At 48.5% G+C, this 18,066-nt stretch carries 15 protein-coding genes and 4 tRNA genes; 3 read left to right on the forward strand and 16 right to left on the reverse strand.

The features are described 5' to 3' along the window. Window positions 1–121 precede the first annotated feature (121 nt). The 6 genes from QMD03_08195 to QMD03_08220 all read right to left on the reverse strand — a co-directional run bounded on the left by QMD03_08195 (window position 122) and on the right by QMD03_08220 (window position 4,761). Window positions 122–197 (reverse strand) — tRNA-Gly (locus tag QMD03_08195). Window positions 198–235: 38 nt separating this feature from the next. Further along, window positions 236–317 (reverse strand) — tRNA-Tyr (locus tag QMD03_08200). 22 nt (window positions 318–339) lie between these two features. Then, window positions 340–411: transfer RNA gene (locus QMD03_08205), tRNA-Thr, on the reverse strand. A 158-nt stretch (window positions 412–569) separates the two neighbouring features. Beyond that, the gene (gene amrB, locus QMD03_08210) at window positions 570–1,991 is read right to left on the reverse strand and encodes an AmmeMemoRadiSam system protein B (protein ID MDI6777199.1); all 1,422 of its coding nucleotides are present in this window, start codon (window positions 1,989–1,991) and stop codon (window positions 570–572) included. Continuing rightward, window positions 1,988–4,318 (reverse strand): cysteine--tRNA ligase, encoded by a 2,331-nt coding sequence (cysS, locus tag QMD03_08215; protein MDI6777200.1) that lies wholly within the window; start codon window positions 4,316–4,318, stop codon window positions 1,988–1,990. The genes amrB and cysS overlap by 4 nt, the downstream gene beginning before the upstream one ends. 26 nt (window positions 4,319–4,344) lie before the next feature. Further along, window positions 4,345–4,761 carry a DUF1178 family protein gene (locus QMD03_08220; protein MDI6777201.1) on the reverse strand — a complete coding sequence of 139 codons (417 nt, stop codon included), beginning with the start codon at window positions 4,759–4,761 and terminating at the stop codon, window positions 4,345–4,347. Window positions 4,762–4,834: 73 nt separating this feature from the next. Here QMD03_08220 and QMD03_08225 point away from each other — a divergent pair. After that, window positions 4,835–4,911 (forward strand) — tRNA-Pro (locus tag QMD03_08225). Between the two features lie 105 nt (window positions 4,912–5,016). Here QMD03_08225 and QMD03_08230 read toward each other — a convergent pair. The 10 genes from QMD03_08230 to QMD03_08275 form a co-directional block, all read right to left on the reverse strand. Beyond that, window positions 5,017–6,225: a type II secretion system F family protein gene (locus QMD03_08230; GenBank protein ID MDI6777202.1), complete on the reverse strand. Its 1,209-nt coding sequence runs from the start codon at window positions 6,223–6,225 to the stop codon at window positions 5,017–5,019. Window positions 6,226–6,240: 15 nt separating this feature from the next. Then, window positions 6,241–7,044 carry a 23S rRNA (guanosine(2251)-2'-O)-methyltransferase RlmB gene (rlmB, locus tag QMD03_08235; GenBank protein MDI6777203.1) on the reverse strand — a complete coding sequence of 268 codons (804 nt, stop codon included), beginning with the start codon at window positions 7,042–7,044 and terminating at the stop codon, window positions 6,241–6,243. Between the two features lie 11 nt (window positions 7,045–7,055). After that, window positions 7,056–7,826 carry an orotidine-5'-phosphate decarboxylase gene (gene pyrF, locus QMD03_08240; GenBank protein MDI6777204.1) on the reverse strand — a complete coding sequence of 257 codons (771 nt, stop codon included), beginning with the start codon at window positions 7,824–7,826 and terminating at the stop codon, window positions 7,056–7,058. Then, a complete protein-coding gene (gene rpoZ, locus QMD03_08245) occupies window positions 7,807–8,079 on the reverse strand; it encodes a DNA-directed RNA polymerase subunit omega (GenBank protein MDI6777205.1) in 273 nt (90 codons plus the stop codon). The genes pyrF and rpoZ overlap by 20 nt, the downstream gene beginning before the upstream one ends. 16 nt (window positions 8,080–8,095) lie before the next feature. Further along, window positions 8,096–8,680 carry a guanylate kinase gene (gmk, locus tag QMD03_08250; GenBank protein MDI6777206.1) on the reverse strand — a complete coding sequence of 195 codons (585 nt, stop codon included), beginning with the start codon at window positions 8,678–8,680 and terminating at the stop codon, window positions 8,096–8,098. Between the two features lie 31 nt (window positions 8,681–8,711). Further along, entirely contained in the window at window positions 8,712–9,599 is an 888-nt protein-coding gene (locus tag QMD03_08255) for a YicC/YloC family endoribonuclease (GenBank protein MDI6777207.1), read from the reverse strand. 45 nt (window positions 9,600–9,644) lie between these two features. Beyond that, on the reverse strand, window positions 9,645–10,193 hold the full coding sequence (locus QMD03_08260) for a DUF4416 family protein (protein ID MDI6777208.1): 549 nt from the start codon (window positions 10,191–10,193) through the stop codon (window positions 9,645–9,647). Continuing rightward, window positions 10,190–11,224, reverse strand: coding sequence for a D-glycero-beta-D-manno-heptose-7-phosphate kinase (gene rfaE1, locus QMD03_08265; GenBank protein MDI6777209.1), 1,035 nt, complete (start codon window positions 11,222–11,224; stop codon window positions 10,190–10,192). Before rfaE1 ends, QMD03_08260 begins: the two co-directional genes overlap by 4 nt. A 457-nt stretch (window positions 11,225–11,681) precedes the next feature. Continuing rightward, entirely contained in the window at window positions 11,682–12,614 is a 933-nt protein-coding gene (fmt, locus tag QMD03_08270; GenBank protein ID MDI6777210.1) for a methionyl-tRNA formyltransferase, read from the reverse strand. Window positions 12,615–12,659: 45 nt separating this feature from the next. Further along, window positions 12,660–15,638 (reverse strand): insulinase family protein, encoded by a 2,979-nt coding sequence (locus QMD03_08275; GenBank protein MDI6777211.1) that lies wholly within the window; start codon window positions 15,636–15,638, stop codon window positions 12,660–12,662. A gap of 423 nt (window positions 15,639–16,061) precedes the next feature. Here QMD03_08275 and QMD03_08280 point away from each other — a divergent pair, with 423 nt between their 5' ends. Both QMD03_08280 and QMD03_08285 read left to right on the forward strand, forming a co-directional pair. After that, the gene (locus QMD03_08280) at window positions 16,062–17,468 is read left to right on the forward strand and encodes an aspartate ammonia-lyase (GenBank protein ID MDI6777212.1); all 1,407 of its coding nucleotides are present in this window, start codon (window positions 16,062–16,064) and stop codon (window positions 17,466–17,468) included. Further along, window positions 17,465–18,031, forward strand: a complete 567-nt coding sequence (locus tag QMD03_08285) for a CoA-binding protein (GenBank protein MDI6777213.1) — start codon at window positions 17,465–17,467, stop codon at window positions 18,029–18,031. The genes QMD03_08280 and QMD03_08285 overlap by 4 nt, the downstream gene beginning before the upstream one ends. Window positions 18,032–18,066: the final 35 nt, after the last annotated feature.

The raw sequence follows: 18,066 nt of genomic DNA on the forward strand, positions 1-18,066 counted from the left end.
AACTGGTGACCTCATCCTTACCAAGGATGTGCTCTACCGACTGAGCTACGTGGGCAGGTTAAAATAAAAACATCTTCTCTGTTCAACATCCATTTTACCACATTACTTTACCATTAGTTAATGGAGCGGGAAACGGGATTCGAACCCGCGACCCTCAGCTTGGAAGGCTGATGCTCTAGCCACTGAGCTACTCCCGCCCAAGCAGATAACAGGTATTTTTCAAAGGTCTCAATGATGGAGGGGGGAGGATTCGAACCTCCGAAGGCTGCGCCGGCAGATTTACAGTCTGCTCCCTTTGGCCGCTCGGGAACCCCTCCCGCATTTGAAACACTTAACCAGAGCTGGCGATGGGAATCGAACCCGCAACCTGCTGATTACAAATCAGCTGCTCTACCGTTGAGCTACGCCAGCTATTTTCTCATAATACTCTCCTAGAAAATGTGAACTTTTTATTTTAGTTTTCCTAAAATAATTTGTCAAGGAAATTTGTCAACTTTTTTATCCAAAAGTAAACACTATTCGTATCAATCAGTTTGTGGCTGAGTAAAATTGGACCCTACGCCAGGAATTTATTCCTTGTTACCAAAAATGTCTGCGGAGAAGATATAAATTTTCGTATCTTTATCTTTCCAGGTCTGGGAGGGAAGCCCCGCCTTATGACATGTTTCCTCGAGAAAGGTCAGCCTGTCCCATTTATGCTCGACAGCCACCTGGGGAAGAAGTAGCCCTGAGTAAAAGCCTTTCACAATGTGAATACCGTGGACACCAACCTTAATCTCATTGATATCTTTGATCTCTGTCAGCGGGGTAAGGGCAGAGATCTCGATTGTCAAATGCTCGAACTCCTCGCGTTTTAAAGGAGGAAATCTCGGATCATTGAAAGCAGCAGCTATTGCCATCTCTTCAATGGTTTTGTATAAGGGCTTTACCGCTTCGATATAACCGATGCAGCCTCTCAATTGCCCTTGTTTCTTAAGGGTAACAAATACCCCTTTTTTCTCCTGGAGACGTGCTGATTCAACCTGAAATTCAGGAACATCTCTACCGGTCAGCCTGCATTCAATGGTTTTTTTTGCAATATCGAGAAGGATCTCTTTTTCCACCTCAGACAGTCCTCTCTCAATTCTCACCCCGGTGTGCCTCTGATCCTTAACCGTCGAGATTTCACTTACATAAAGAACAGCGGATGTATATCCGACGACGCTTGTCCTATCTCCCGTTACATCTCCTGAATTAGCATATTTCAGTACCTTTGCCCTGTCCGCACCAGTTTTCTTTGCCACCATCATAATTACAGCAGCCGGTCCTCCTCCGCAGGCCTCACAGATGTTGTTTCCCATATCTTTTAAGAGACCCTGGGCATCCATCCTCTCTATATGGGCAAGAACCACAGCATCCATTTTCACAGCCTTCTCATAGGGATAGAAATGTGAAAGATCGGAACTCCCAACGATCAGAACATTTTGATTTTCAATGGCTTGGGATATCGCCTCGGCTAAGTCTTCGCAGGTTTGGTGATTCTGGTCCCCCATGACAAAGGGAACAAAACTAAATTCACCGAGGGCCACCTGAAGGAAGGGGAGCTGGATCTCAACAGAATGTTCCTGCATGTGGGCACTGGGGATACAGGATGCTACGCTACTATGGGTCATTATCTTCCCCGCCAGGGCTGCATCCACAGGGACAACACCAAGAGGTGTCTCATACCCCCCTCTGTTATAGACAGAAACTCCTTGGAAGGGTACCCGATGGCTCGGCCCTACGATAATAACAGCATCAAAGGTTGCTCCTCTAACAAGTTTGTAAGCATAGGCGGCAACCTGGCCGGAATACATATACCCCGCGTGGGGTGCGATGAGGCCAACAATCCTTCCCTTTACTTTTTCTTCAGGTACATTATGAAAGAAGTCTTCAATATCTGCCCGCAAAACCTTCGGACTGCCAGGATACCACGATCCGGCAATGGCCGATTTTCTTATATCTCCATTCACAATCTTTCTCCTTTATTTCTTAATCTCCACGTAACACCTTTCGGGGTATCAGAAACCTCAATCCCCATTTCAGAGAGTCTCTGTCTGATCGCATCGGCTTCTTTCCATTTACCGGCCATTCTTGCAGCATCTCTTTCTGTTAGAAGGCGCCTGGCCTCTTCACTTATCATCTCCTCTTTAAAATCCATGATGCCCAGGACGGTATCTATCTTTTTCATGGTATCGAGGACATCGTCCCTCTGTTTTTCGTCCAACTGCCCCCGGGAGAGAGGAAGATTGATCTTCTTCACAAACTCAAAGAGAGACGCTAAGGCGCTGGAGGTATTTAAGTCATCGTCCATGGCCGCGGCAAACCCCTGTTTAACATCATAAATATACTGATCGGTATCGGCGTAACCGCCATCTGCCGGGGTAAAACGAACCAACCTCTGAACGAACCCGTTCAGTTTTTTGCTAGTGTTTTTTGCCGTCTCCAGGGCGCCAGAGGAAAAATGCAGCGGTTTTCTGTAATGAGAACTGAGGAGAAAAAATCTAATTTCTTTACCGTTATATCCCATTTTCTCCAGGTCTTTTATAGTCAAGACATTGTTCAGAGAACGGGACATCTTCTTTTCCTCCACCATCACCAGTTCCGTATTTAGCCAGTAGCTGGCAATGCGCTTTCCTGTTGCCGCCTTCCCGATGGCCAAAACATTCTCACAGTGCGGGAAAACTATATCGGCCCCGCTGGCATGGATATCGAAGGTCTCACCGAGATATTTCAGGGAGATGGCAGCACATTCAAGGTGCCAACTCGGCCTGACATTTCCCCAGCGGGTCTTGAAATAGATACCCCTCTTTAATTCACCCAGGTTCGGTCTTTTCAGGAGAGTAAAATCTCCCGGACTATCTTTCTCGTAATCATCCAGGTCTACCGTCCTGCCATGCTCAACCTTCCCGAGGTTTATATTAGACAGGCAACCGTAATCTTTAAGCCTTGAGATATCAAAATAGACAGACCCCAACTTTTCGTAAGCGTATCCCTTCTCTACAAGTTTCCCGGCAAGCTCCAGCATAGTGTCGACGTTCCCGCTTGCCGTCGGGTAGGCCGGATCAGGTTTGATATTCAGTTTACCAATATCTCTGAGAAAGACGGCCGTGTATCTTTCCGTATATACCCCCAGCTCCATATTGGCCAATTCAGCCCCCCTGATGGAACTGTCTGCCAGATCAACAATGTTCATAACGTGCCTGACCTTATACCCCTTATATTCAAGATAACGCCGGATGACGTCGGAAACGACAAAACGACGGTAGCTCCCGAGGTGGGGAACTTCATGGACGGTGGGTCCGCATGAATGCATCAGTATCTCTTCAGGGTTTAGCGGTTTGAAGAATGTTTTTTCCCTGGTCAGGGTATTGTACAGGCGCAGGGTTGACTGTTCCTTGTCGGTAAAGAGGTCGGTGCTGAGATAGCGCTCACCACCGTCGGGAAGAATTGCCACAACTAAGCCGTCTTCCATCTCCTTGGCCTTCTGTATAGCCACGTGTACGGCAGCCCCGGAACTCATCCCGACTAAGATTCCCTCTTCTCTGGCCAGCCGCCTCGCCATTTCGAAGGCATCCTCATCAAGTATATTGATCTTCTCATCCAGACGATTTTTGTCAAAAATTCCCGGCCGATAGGACTCTTTCATATTCTTCAAGCCCTGGATCTTATGCTGCAGGTAAGGCTCCACCCCGATAATTTTTATTTCCCGGTTATACTCCTTAAGTCGCTTGGAAATCCCCATGGCGGTACCGGTTGTACCCAGGGTGGCTACAACCATCGTTACAGCTCCGCCAGTCTGTTGCCAGATTTCTTCTGCCGTTCCATAGTAATGGGCCGCGACATTATCGGGATTATTAAACTGGTCTGGGACGAAGTACTTTTCCGGATGTTCCCGCATCAGATTATAGACCATTTCTATAGCGCCATCGGTACCGAGGGCAGCCGGGGTAAGGTATATTTCTGTCCCCATGGCCTTTAGTATCCTTTTTCTTTCTTCGCTGGCGGACTCAGGCATGGCGAGACATAACTTGTAACCCTTAGCGGCTGCGATAAGCGCAAGACCGATGCCGGTATTGCCACTGGTGGGCTCTAAGATAATTTTATCCTTTGTCAGTTCCCCCCGCTTCTCGGCTTCATTGATCATATAAAGAGCCGGTCTGTCCTTGATGGATCCGCCAGGGTTAAAACTCTCCAGTTTTGCAAAAACTTTAACCCTTTTGTTGGGATTCAGCCGGCGGATCTCCACAAGCGGCGTATTCCCTACAGCAGATATGATACTTTCGTAAGTCTGTCGCATAATGATATTACTGATAAACTGGAATCCTAACTGTCAAATTTGGGCAGGGGAATCTTTATAAACTGAACACCTTCTTCTCTGAGGAGTTCTTCTTCGTACCTATTCGTGGTCCCTTTAATGTTTCTCTTTTCCTCTTCTCCATGGTGCATTTTCAGAGCTACCTCGGTAAACCTGTCGCCTACGTCAGCAAAATTCTTGTCAAGATACTCATGGAATAACTGCATGGCCTTTATAGGCGAAATTTCCTTCGTATTTTTCCTGCCCGATGTCCTAACGTCCTTTCCCACGATTGTAATTGATGAAGGAATCATCTCCGTATCAGAACTTCCACATACAGGACACGTAATGAGTCTTTGGGACTTCTGCTCCTCAAAAGCAGAGATGTCTCTGAACCATCCTTCGAATTTGTGACCTTTTCCACATTTGAGATCGTAGATAATCACTAACTCTTTCTCCTTTTGATCTGTAAAAAACTATGGACATGGGAAAATAAATTATATATCCTTTACCTCGTGTCGGGATGTGGCCCAGTCTGGTAGGGCACTGCGTTCGGGACGCAGTAGTCGCGCGTTCAAATCGCGCCATCCCGACCATTTTTTTAAGCGTTCAGCCGTCAGGGGTCAGGGGGTACAAGATTCAGGGGGCACAGGATTGCCCTTTAATCTTCCAATCTTTTAATCCTTCCCTGCTTTTCGCTATCACCCTACAACCGAAGCCATCTGGAAGATGGGGAGATACATGGCGATGATCATCCCCCCTACAACGCCTCCTAAAAAAACCATCATGAAAGGTTCAAGCAAAGCTGTCATCGCATCCACAGCCGCATCCACCTCATCATCGTAAAAATCCGCAATCTTGGATAGCATGGCATCGAGAGCACCTGTCGCCTCACCAACGGCGATCATCTGAACTACCATAGGGGGAAAGATATCACTTTCGGACAGAGGTTCCGCAATGGTTCTCCCCTCGCTGATACACTTCCTTGTTTCCATTAGAGTATTCTCTATAACTTTATTGCCTGCGGTCTTAGAGACAATGGCGAGTCCCTCGAGGATCGGGACCCCGCTCGACATCATGGTGGAAAGGGTTCTACTGAATCTCGCCACCGCAACCTTTTTAAGAAGCGGGCCAAAGACCGGCGCCCTGAGAACAAGGGAATCTATCTGAAGTCTGCCCTTCTCGGTACGGTAGTATCTCCTGAAGGCATATATTATAACGGCCACAGCAATAATCATATGGAGGAAATAGTCTTGCATGAACTGACTGGCATTGACGAGAAACTGCGTCGGCGCCGGCAGTGCCCCACCCATGCCTTCAAACATCTTTTGAAAAACAGGGATTACTTTAAGCAGCAATAGGGCAACGACGCCTATGGAAATAACAAGGACGCTGGCCGGATAGGTCATGGCTCCTTTTACCTTACCTTTTAATTTCATTGCCTTTTCCATGTAGCCGGAAAGACGGCCAAGGATGACATCAAGGATACCGCCGGACTCTCCTGCTGCCACGAGGTTAACAAACAGGTCGTCAAAGACGCGTGGATACTTTTTCAAAGCATCGGAAAGTGTTGATCCACCTTCAATATCCTCCTTGATGGAGGCAATGATCTTAGAAAAAGTCTTATTCTGTTCCTGAGTGGCCAGCAAATCGAGGCACTGGATGAGGGGAAGACCTGCATTGATCATGGTGGAAAATATTCGGGCAAAAACAACAACGTCCTTCTCCTTAACCTTCTCTTTGAGGAAGGGCAGATATTCTAATAGATCCTTTGGCTTTTTCTTTACGGTGATGGATTTGAAACCCTGTCGGCGAAGCAGCCCTCTGATGGCAACCTCATCAGCAGCGCCCGTCTCTCCTTTTCTCAATTCACCCCTTTTTGTCGTTGCTTCCCATACAAATACCGGCATCGCACCAACCTCCTTTCAACGGCCACGACGGAGTGTGGCCCTCCCATGACCCGTCTCAACGGCCACGACGGAGTGTGGCCCTCCCACGGCCCCCCATTTTCTCAATATCTCATACATGATAATCCCTGCCGCCACCGAGACATTAAGAGAATCAACTTTTCCCATCAGGGGAATAGATACCAGGAAATCACAACTTTCTCTGATCAGTGGCCCGATCCCTTTCCCTTCGCTTCCCATCACAAGGACGATATGACCAGCAAAATCATGGTTACAAATCTCTTTACCGTAATGGGCATCAGCACCGTATATCCAGAATCCTCTTTTCTTCAAATGTTCAATGGTGCGTGATAGGTTGGTCACCATGGCAACAGGGGTATATTGTGCTGCTCCGGCAGATGCCTTCATCACAGCTCCTGTAACCGTCGCTGCACGCCTTTCAGGAATGATAACCCCATTGGCCCCACAGCAGTGAGCCGTCCTGATCAGAGAACCTAAGTTTTGAGGATCTGTAATTCCATCAAGGACAAGAATCAAATCGTTTTTGAAAGACTCGTGACGACGGGCAACTACCTCATCCACACTGGCATAATGGAATGTTTTACAAAAACCGCAAATCCCCTGATGAGACTTATTACCTGCCAGTTTATTTAGATATGCTCTGTCCTTAAATTCTACAGGGATACCCTTTTTCGTCACCAGATTTAAGATTTTACGGAGGCGCTCTCCATTTCTCCCCGGGGCGCAAACGACCTTCTCGATATTTCCACTGTCATGTTTGAGAACCTCCGCCACAGGATTGATACCGTAGATGATCTGCACAGTACTCTGGTCTATTTGGTTTCTGATTTTTCTCGCAGCAAAAGCCCCCTTGATATGGCATGGTGAATTTCCTCTGCCGCTCCAACGGGGTCCCCCGCCATCCTGATCTGCCTACCGACGACGATGTAATCGGCACCCAGGGTGATGGCATCTTCGGCGGTCATTATTCTTTTCTGGTCATCCATTGTAATTTCCACAACCCCTCTGATGCCGGGTGCCACAATAACGAAATCCTGTCCACAGGACTCCCTGACGGCAGGGATATCACGGGCCGAAGCCACAACGCCGGAGACCCCGGCATCCTGGGCAACCTTCGCCAGATTTAAGGCAACTTTGCCTGCCCGCTGGTTAAACCCCAGTTTTCTGATATCACTGTCGTTCAAACTGGTCAGTACAGTCACAGCAAGGATTATAGGCGGTGGCAAACCCACCTGCTCTGACATCCTTTTAACCGAAACAACTGTTTCCTCCATCATCCTTTTCCCACCGAGGGCATGTACGTCGAACATAGTAACCCCCATCTTCACAGTTGCCTCGGCGGCCCTGGCAACAGTACTGGGGATGTCGTGAAATTTCAAATCGAGAAAAACCTTACCTTCCCTTTCCTTTATCTTTGAGACGATTTCGGGACCATAACGGGTAAAGGATTCCTTGCCGACCTTAAATATTCCCACATGATTCTTGAGACGTTCGACCCAAGAGATTGCTTCCCCAATACCCTCTCCCATGTCCAGGGCAAAAATCAGCATCTGCCGTGGATCCCTATTCCGTTTCTTCCTCATCGCCAATAAATTCCGTATCATCAGGGATTGGTTTAAAATCTTCCCTGGCCCCCCGTAAAAATTCAGGATGGGCATAGGTAATCTTTTCCACGGCAATCTCTCTGAGGGCCGCTACGATCTCCCTGTTATTCTTAATATCCGTTAAAGACTTCGCTCCTCTAAGAAGTTGTTTCGCCCGTCTTGCCGTTAGCAAGACCAGGGCGAATCGGTTTTTTGCTACTCTCAAAGAATCCTCTACAGTAATTCTTGCCATATCTTAGAACCTCCATTCATTTGAGAAAGTCCCTTATCTTATCCATCAATCGTTCTCTTCTGCTTTTTTCCGCCACATAAATCGCCCTGAGACAGCCTACGGCGTCGTTAAGCCTGTCATTAAAAATTACATAGTCATACCAGACAATCTCTCTGATCTCATCCATGGCCGTCTCCAGGCGCTTTTTCATGATTCCTTCGTTTTCGACTCCCCTTCTGCTTAACCTCGTCTTTAATTCATCCATTGACGGAGGAAGGATGAACACAAAGATACCCCCTGGATAATCTTGCTTTAACATCTTTGCACCTCGTGGCTCGATGTCCAGAATAAGGTCGGTACCTTTATCCAGAAATGCACTCATCGTTTTTCTTGACGTCCCATAGAGATGACCGTAATTTTCAACCCATTCGGCAAATTCCCCCTGCGCAATGCGTTCTTTAAACGCATCTTCGGAGATAAAATAATAATCCTCCCCGTGAACCTCTCCGGGGCGGGTTGGCCTCGTGGTGTAAGATACAGAAAACTTGATGTTCGGGTACATCTTCAGGAACTCTCTGCATATAGAGGTCTTGCCAGCACCGGATGGCGCGGAAACTACCATAAATAACCCCTTTCCCATTTTCATGTTACCATTATTCAAGATTCTGTACCTGTTCTCTTAATTTGGCCAGTTCACCCTTGATCTCAACGACGCTTTGAGATATATCTGCATCACAACTCTTGGATCCTATGGTATTTACCTCTCTTACCATCTCCTGAAGCAAAAAATCAATCTTCCTCCCCACAGCATCATCGCTGTTTATGACATCACAAAACTGACTGATATGGCTCTTAAAGCGGATGATTTCCTCCGTAATATCGCTTTTTTCCGCCATGATGGCAACTTCCTGACCCAACCGAGACTCATCAATTGTCATAATACCACCTGTAAGTTCTTTCACCCGGTTGGCAAGCCGCTTTTGATATTCTATGACAACCTGAGGAGCCCTTAACATGATAGAGTCGAGGCATCCCCTGATCGAATCAATCCTTGAAATCAAATCCTGGTAAATAATCTCTCCTTCCCTTTTCCTCATTCTTATAAGGTCTGTTATTGCCTCATCCAGAACCTTTTCTATCCATTCCCACACACCAGCCAGATTCTTACCAGCTTCCAGAGGAACAAAGACATCCTTGAAGCCTGCTATTACATCCAGGGTAATTTCGCCCTTTAGATTAAGCTCCTCCTTCAAGTTAACCAACAATGCGTAGTAATTCCGGATAAGCGGAAGATTCAGCTCAAATCTGTTACCCATTTCCGGGTCCATCTCAGAATCCATTCTGATAGTAGCCTCGATCCTCCCCCGGGAAAGACGTCCACCTATCTTTTTCCTCATCTCAAGTTCGAGAGGGAGAAAGATACCTGGAAGCCGGAGAGAAACCTCCAGATAACGATGGTTGAAGGATTTTATCTCCACCACCAATCTTTTGTCTTCGAGAAGTGCATCGGCCCTGCCGTAACCTGTCATGCTTCTGATCATTTAAAACCTATTTCCCATACAAATGGAGAAAGTAAGAGGCAGCATCTACCCTACGGGCACATCGCATGCAGTCTCTTTCATCTGGCCGATATACTTCGCTCTAATCTTGTTAAACATCTCGATGACATCAGCTTCTGCATAATCAGGGTAAGTCCAGGGAAGGGAATGAAAGGTCTTGTCTCTGTATAACAAGGTCAAATCGGCATAGATACCATCCCTCAGATAGGGACGATGCGTGTAACCCTTTCCCGTGGCAAGGATTAGATGGGCATAAGAGATATAGCCCGGGTCAATATTTACCCGTCTCTTACCGTTTGCCGAAAGCCTGTCCTCTATACCGTTTGTCCACAGTTTAATATCGGGCAGCAATTCAGGCCGTACCAGTGACTCAAAAGAAGCAAAACGCCTCCAGATGGTTGACCCCATCTCTTTGGCATAGTAATCGGTGTAATTAAAAGAAAGGAAGGCGCTGATAAAGTCAACCCTTCCATATTGCCCGGCTAACACTTCCAGTGCCTTATTCAGTAGTTCCTTGTCTCCGGAAAGGATGCTCGTTATCAGCTTTACCGCCTCCGCACGTTTGGGTTTACTCATAGAGCCCCTTTGAGTTCCTCCTCAGAAACGGTGGCTGTGCCCACCTTTCCCACCACAATTCCCGCAGCATGGTTTGCCAGAACGGCCGCTTCCCTGAAGGTAGCTCCGGAGGCAAGGGAGAGGGCAAGGACTCCAATGACCGTATCTCCGGCACCGGTCACATCAAAAACCTCTCTGGACCTGGCAGGAATATGAATAACTTCGCCATTTTCCTCAAAGAGACTCATCCCTTCCTCACCCCTCGTGATGAGCATGGCCTTTAAATGGAATCGAGCTAAAATGGCCCTTGCTGCCTCACGGATTCTGTCCCTCTTTTCGACCCTTTCTGCGTTAGGGCCTGCCTTTCCTGCGTCAAGGTAAGCATTATTCTTTTTTATATCTTCTATTCCAAGGGCCTGGCTGGCCTCATGATGATTGGGTGTGACGACATCAAAGCCCTGATAGAGAGAAAAATCGCTTTGCTTTGGATCCACACAGACGACTATATTTCTCCCCGCTATGAGCCCACGGATTCCATCCAACAGGGTTTTTGTAATAGCCCCTTTATTATAATCAGAAATGACAATAGCCCCCAGGTCGTCACTGACCATCTTCTTAATATATTCCATTATCCTTTCAATACTCTTCGGTTGCACAGGTTGCCTGCTTTCCCTGTCAAATCTTACTACCTGCTGACTGTGGGCTATAATCCTTGTCTTCATTGTGGTAGGTCGGTTGGGCTCTACGGCAATTCCCTCTGTACTGATGTCCCTTTTGCGGAATTCATCCAACAACCTTTTTCCCATCTCATCAGCCCCTACAATACCCGACCCATAAACCATACCGCCCAGAGTATAGATATTATTTAGCACATTGGCACAGCCACCAAGAAGGAGGTTGTCGGAATGTACCTCCACAACGGGGACCGGCGCCTCTGGAGAAATACGGGAGACCTTTCCCCAGATAAAATGGTCAACCATCATATCCCCAACCACCAGAACCTTTGACCTGGAAAAGTTTGCGATAATCTCGAAGGCCCTTTTCTTATTCACCTGAAAATACCCCTCCCCTAACCCTCTCCCACAAGGGGAGAGGGGACTTCCTCCCTTGACGGAATACCAACCCACTTCCCCTCCCTTGATGGGAGGGCTATAATTTTATTCCCTTCCTTATCTCTCCCCCACTTGCTGGGGGAGGCAGGAGGGGGTGAAGGGGAGGGTGATATATTTTCATTCTTCTTTGTGCCGACTCGTCGGCATGAATGTTTCATTTTTCTTTTGATGAGCGGAGCAGATGGGCTTTAGGCTATGGTCCCTCGCCCTTTGCCTCTTGCCCCTCGCCTTCCAACCGAAAAGCCCCGCCTGTAAGGGGCGGGGGCTTCACTTCCTGCCAAATATCCGATTGATATCTACGGAAAGGCTAAATTTTATCCAGTATATGTTATTATTATAACTATCCTTTGTCAATCTTTTTCTCGAAAATACCATCTCATAGACATTCTTCATTGATCTATCCGAAGATTGCTCCCGGTGCGATCCGGTAACCCCTCAAAAAATCATGGACAGACATCCTCTTTCTGTTCTCCAGTTGCACATCATGCAAATAGATGTATCCATTTTTTGCCGCTACCTGGAGACCCTTTTCTGTTTCCCTGACAATCTTCCCAGCAGGCTCAGTCACAGATGTTTCCTCTCCCTTTACCGCGAATATCTTGAGCTTCTTCCCCTCTAAAAAGGTATAGGCACCGGGAGAGGGGGAGAGTCCCCTGATGAGATTGGCGATGTCCCTGACGTTGGTGTCCCAGCAGACACAGCCATCTTCCTTATTTAACCTGCGGACATACGTGGCGGCAGACGCATCCTGAGGTATCCGCCTGACGGTGCCTTCTACGATCGTCCCTATCGTCTTCAGAAGCAGCTCCGCACCCATCTCCGACAGCCTGTCATGGAGCTCGCCAAACGTCTCTTCTGTTCCGATCAGGGTTTCCTCCTGCAGGAGAATATCCCCCGAGTCCAGACCCTCATCCATCAAGATAATAGTAACACCGGTTTTCTCTCCTCCCTGTATGAGAGCCCAGTTTATCGGTGCCGCCCCCCTGTACTTCGGCAGGAGGGAGGGATGGACATTAATACAACCCATTTCAGGGGTCCCTATGATTTCCCCGGGAAGGATCTGTCCAAAGGCTGCAACGACTACCATATCAGGGGAGAGGCTCCTGAAGGCACTCAAAAACTCTTTATCTCTTACGTGTTCAGGTTGTATGACAGAAAGATGATTCTCCTCAGCAAAGATCCTGACCGGCGATGGCTGAACCATTTTTCCCCTCCCCCTCGGCCTGTCAGGCTGTGTAACAACACCAACAATCGGATAACCGTTTTTGACGAGAATCGCCAGCGATGGTACAGCGAACTCTGACGTTCCCATAAATAGTATCTTAGGCATTAACCTCCTTGACTCCACATCCGACTCCTTAATTTAATTACAAAGCTATATCAGAGTCTCCATTTCGAGCTTCGTTTCCAGGGTTTGGTTGGCCTTACGAAGTTCGTCTTCCGCGGCATATACGGCTATCACAGCCGACTTGGCCGCGGAAATGAAATAACAAGAAGCTATCTTCTGAAGCCTGTCCGCTGTTGTGTCAAGGATCTCGTCGCGGAGTTTTTGGCGGTCTTCATCGGTAAGGCCGATGAAGTCTCGAATCATGGCGACATATCCCCGGCTCGACGGATCCATCGGTTTGTCGAGGATCCCGATTGTTCCGATAACGGCCTTTTCAAGCTCCTCCTCTGTTAGCTTATTCTGACAGATAAAATCTATGGCCTCATCATAAACTTTCAGCGTTCTGACAATATGCGGATCTCTGTAGGAAAGGAGGGCAAAAAGGCCACTTATCGGATCGTACTGCGACATGCCCCCGTAGGCCCCACCCTGAACCCTGATATGCTTATAGAGATAGCCGCTCGACAGATACCTTGCGGCAACCAGCAGAGGGGCAACAAGGGAATCCGCATAGGCAGGTGCGGACATGACCATGGCCACATAGGAGACCTGTGCCGGGATCGCAATACCCCTATGGATGGAGGAACGTACATCAGGAATAACGGAAACCACTGCACCTCCATCACCTGCCAACCGCTCAACAAGCCCGGAGGTCCCCTCAGTGAGGATGGCAAGTCCTTCTGCATCCGCAGTCAAGTTCAAGATCAGCCTTTCTCTTCGGAAGATCATTTCCTTCAGGTGTGCTAATTTCTCCTGTAGTTCTCCCTTCCCCTCATTAAATTGATCGGCAATACCGTTCAAGAAACGAAATTGTGTCCTCCCGTGCCACTGTTCGTCCCTATATGCCGGTACAGAAACGGCTGCTCCCGCCGCCCGGCGTGCAAAAATATGGCCGGAAGGGATTACAGACGCATGGAGCCGGTTCTTCCTCTCCGCGAGCAGATTCCACAGCCTGGTATCATCGGAGAGGTCCCCCGAAATCAGAATATCGGAGATGATCCTCACGGCATCTATGATGTTTCGGTGAAGGGCTTTCATACGAAAGACCATCTTCTGCCAGTTCCCCCTGCCATCGGTAACCATGCCTGCCGTCAGGTGACAACCGATCCCCCCCATCTTTAAGGCGATCCGCTTTGCCATTTCCTCGTATGTGAGGCCGGCTACCCCCATATTGATCATCAGCTTTCCTAAAAGGGGAAGATAGATCTGCAGATCTTCGGGGATATCAGATATATTAAAGGCCAGATCCAGATAGGCAACTCCATTGGCAAAGATGTCATGGACCATAGCGGGGACACCAGCAATTACCGTTTTTTCGGTAGGAATTGTCTCTACTGTCCGGCGGAGGTCGCTGATCTTTATTTTTGGAAGTGTGGCCGATGCCTCGGGGGGATCCGGTTCCGTTTGAAAATCCCTCAGCGAAGCGGCCTCTCGATGGATGTTCTCAAGTTCTTCACGGGAGAGAGACGCCTTGAATCGGGACATCCTCTTCTTGCTTGTCTCCTCCATCTCCTCCTGCAAGGTCTTACTCGGTTCCAGGACGGAAAGTAGACGGTGGGGATTATCGAGGAACCATGTCCGGACGATATCCTGAAACAGTTCTGGTCTCGCTTCCCACTTGTCACGTATCTCTTTTATGATCCGGGGGAAATTCATGCCTGTCAAAGGGTCGCCATCGTAAAGCCAGGTATGATAAGCCCTTCCCATAAGGATAATCCCGTAGGGAAGCGAGTTGCGCACGATCTCCCGCCCGTGAAACTCAACCTGATGAAGAGTAGCCTCGATTAATTCACGATCAAAACCTGTCTCCGCTACCTTTTGTAAGGTATCAAGGATCAATGATTCAATGCGACCGGCCTTTCCGGGATCAGAACCCCTGAGCCCCACAGCAAAAACGACCTGTTTCAGGTCACGCTCAAGTCCTGTTATGGGAGAGAGGTCCTCACCGAGACCGGAATCAATCAGAGCCTTACGAAGGGGACCGGCGGCGCTTCCGACCAGGGCTCCGGAGACGATCTCAAGGAGAAGGACTGTTTCATGATCAGTATTTTCTATAATCATCCAGGCACAATTGACGACCGTTTTTCCCCTCGCATCCTCTTCCCTACCGATGGGATAAAAACTGTGTACAGAAGCCGGTTGCGGCCATCTGGTCTGACTTTTAATGGATGAGTTCACAGGTACCCGCTCGAATCCGGCGAGCATCTCTTCCAGAAAAACGAGGTGATCCGTTGTCGGTATATCTCCGTAGAGAAAGATGCGGGCATTGGTCGGCGAATAGTAGGTACGGTGGAATGCTTTAAGCTGTTCATGGGTAAGAGAAGGGATAACATCCGGATCCCCTCCCGCATCAAAGGCATAGGTTGTATCGGGAAACAGATTTTGCTGGATTTCCTTGGACATCAGCGTATCTGGCGACGAATACGCCCCTTTCATTTCATTGTAAACGATTCCCGAGATGACGAGTTCGCTTGTGATATCATCATGACGGGAGAACTCCAGATGGTGGCCCTCCTGATAAAAGGTCTTCTGGAGGAGCCGTGGTCTCAGGACAAGGTCGGTATAGACGCGGGCGAGATTAAAAAAGTCCTTTCTCACCTGGCTTGCCACCGGGTAGATGGTCTTATCTGGATAGGTAAAGGCATTGATAAAGGTCTGAAGCGTTCCTTTGACCAATTCATTAAATACATCTTTCAATGGATACCTTTCAGAACCAGCGAGCACGGCATGTTCCAGGATGTGTGGAATGCCCGTAGAATCACCCAGTGGGGTACGGAAACCGATGGCGTAAAGGTTTTCCCGATCGTCACAGTGGAGATGAAGGACCTTTGCCCCGGTCATCTCATGTTCTATTTCATAAGCGGTAACACGAATGTCCGGTATCTGTTCTATCCTCAAGATGCGAAAACCGCCCAGCTTTTCCCCCGTCGAAAGCGTTGGGGCAGGACTGTCCATGGACACTGTCATGCTATTCTCCTTTTCCCTGTACAAAAATTAAACGCACTATTTCACCGCAAAGACACCGAGAACGCAAAGGGAAGATAGATTTTCCTTATAAATCTCTCCCTTTAAGGAATTCGCTTATACTTTCTGTTGCAAGTTATCCCGATAAACTTTTGACATTTTCTATGATAATTGTTATCACAGAACCAAACAAAAGTCTACTGCATCGGGGAGGGGGCTTATCCTGCGGGTCCGATCTCATAGGCGGGATCAGGGGGGAGAACGGTGATTCTTGGACCACCACCCTGACTGCCACTTAGGAGGCGGGACCTGTTGGATGTATTCCCTGTAAGGCGTGCGGTAGTAAACCATCATGGTTATCCATTTCTCTTGAACATCTTTAAAATGCCAAGAGAGCACAAATCCAACATGGAAGGGGGAGGTACAATGAGAATAGAGCACGACTTATTGGGAGAAAGGGAAGTCCCGGACGACGTATATTGGGGTGTACATACACTGAGGGCGCAGGAAAATTTTAATGTCTCCGGTTACAGGCAACGCCCCGAGCTTACCCGTGGCCTGGTCCAGGTCAAAAAGGCCTGTGCCCAGGCTAACCTGGAAATGGGACACCTTGCCAAAGACAAGGCAAAAGCCATAATAACTGCCTGCAATGAGATAATAGAGGGGAAATTTCATGACCAGTTTGTTGTTGATGTGTTCCAGGGTGGAGCGGGTACATCCGCCAACATGAACGCCAATGAGGTTATTGCCAATCGTGCCATTGAGCTTTTGGGGGGTAAGAAGGGCGACTATGAAATCGTGCACCCCAACAACCATGTCAACCGTCACCAGTCCACCAATGATGTTGTCCCCACCGCGATAAGGGTTGCCCTCGTCGGGTTGTTCCGCAAGTTGCCGGAAACAGTGGGAGATCTGCAGAAAGCCTTCCGGCGGAAGGCAGATGAGTTCAGTGATGTTCTGAAGATGGGCAGAACTCAACATCAGGATGCAGTACCGATGTACCTGGGGGATGAATTCCTTGCTTACTCTGAGGTGATGAAGCGTGACAGGCAAAGGCTGGAGATGTGCGAGCCGATACTCAACAGGGTAAACCTCGGTGGGACAGCTATTGGTACAGGAATTGATGCTCCCTGCGGATTCGGGCAGCTGGCGATAAAGAAGCTCAATGGAAACACCGGCTCCAGTTTTTTTCAGGCCAGGAACCTGATTGATGCCACGCAAAATATTGATGCCTTTGCCGTGGTAGCGGCGGCACTAAAAGTCCATGCGGCAAACATCTCCAAGATAACGAGTGATTTGATGCTCCTTCACTCCGGTCCCAGCACGGGGTTTGGCGAGATAACACTTCCTGACATGCAAGCGGGCTCGTCTATCATGCCCGGAAAGGTCAATCCGGTAATTGGAGAAATGGTTGAGCAGGTTGCCATGCAGGTGATCTCCAACGAGTATGTGGTTTGCATGGTTGTCAGGCGTGGACGGCTGGAACTGAATGCCTTTTTACCCCTCCTTTCGCACTGCCTGTTCGAATCGGTAATCATCATGGCGGCGGCGGATAGAATCTTTACAGAGAGGATGGTGTCGGGTATTAAGGCCAACAGAGAGGCCTGTGCCGAGCACATCAGGCGGGGGTGGTTGCAGGCCGGACTTCCCGCCCTTGTCCGTCACATAGGTTACTGCCGGGCTACGGAAATCGGCAAGATAGCCAAGGAACAGGGAAAGACTCCACGTGAAGTAATCCTCTCTGAAGGCATCTTCACCGAGGAAGAGCTGGATAGAATCCTCCTGTGCGGCCTGAGGGGCTTCGGGGGGGAGGAAGAGGATCGATCGGAATGAAGGACACTGAGGAAAAGCTTAAAGAGTTTGAACCTATATTTTATCCCCGGTCTATTGCTGTAGCAGGCGCATCTGCCGATACCTGTAAAATGGGTTCAAAATGGGTAAATGGCTTGCTGGCTGCTGGCTTTCGCGGGGAGATTTACCCTGTTAATCCCATGGGCGGCGAGATCTCTGGCTTGAAAATCTATCCTGATTTGAGAGCGATTCCGAAACCGGTTGATCTGGTGATTGTCTGCATCCCTCGACAATTTGTCCTCAGCCTGCTTGATGATTGTGCAGTTGCCGGAGTAAAGGCTGTCCATTTCTTCACTGCCGGGTTCCGGGAGACCGGTGAGTCTGAGTGGATCAAGGTGGAGGAGGAAATAGTGGAGAAAGCCCACAAGGGGGGATTTCACATTATTGGACCCAACTGCATTGGTATCTACTCCCCTGAGCAGAGGATACCCTATGGACCATCTCCCCTGTTAGGTACTGCAGGTACGATAGGATTTATCTCCCAGAGTGGTGGGCATGCGGGGAAGATCTTAGAGATCGGGTTAGCCCTACAACGTAATATATAAATATTTAATGTTGTAATCATTTATGTTCTTTGATA

This window comes from Syntrophales bacterium (genome assembly GCA_030018935.1).
Classification (GTDB): Bacteria; Desulfobacterota; Syntrophia; order Syntrophales; family CG2-30-49-12; genus CG2-30-49-12.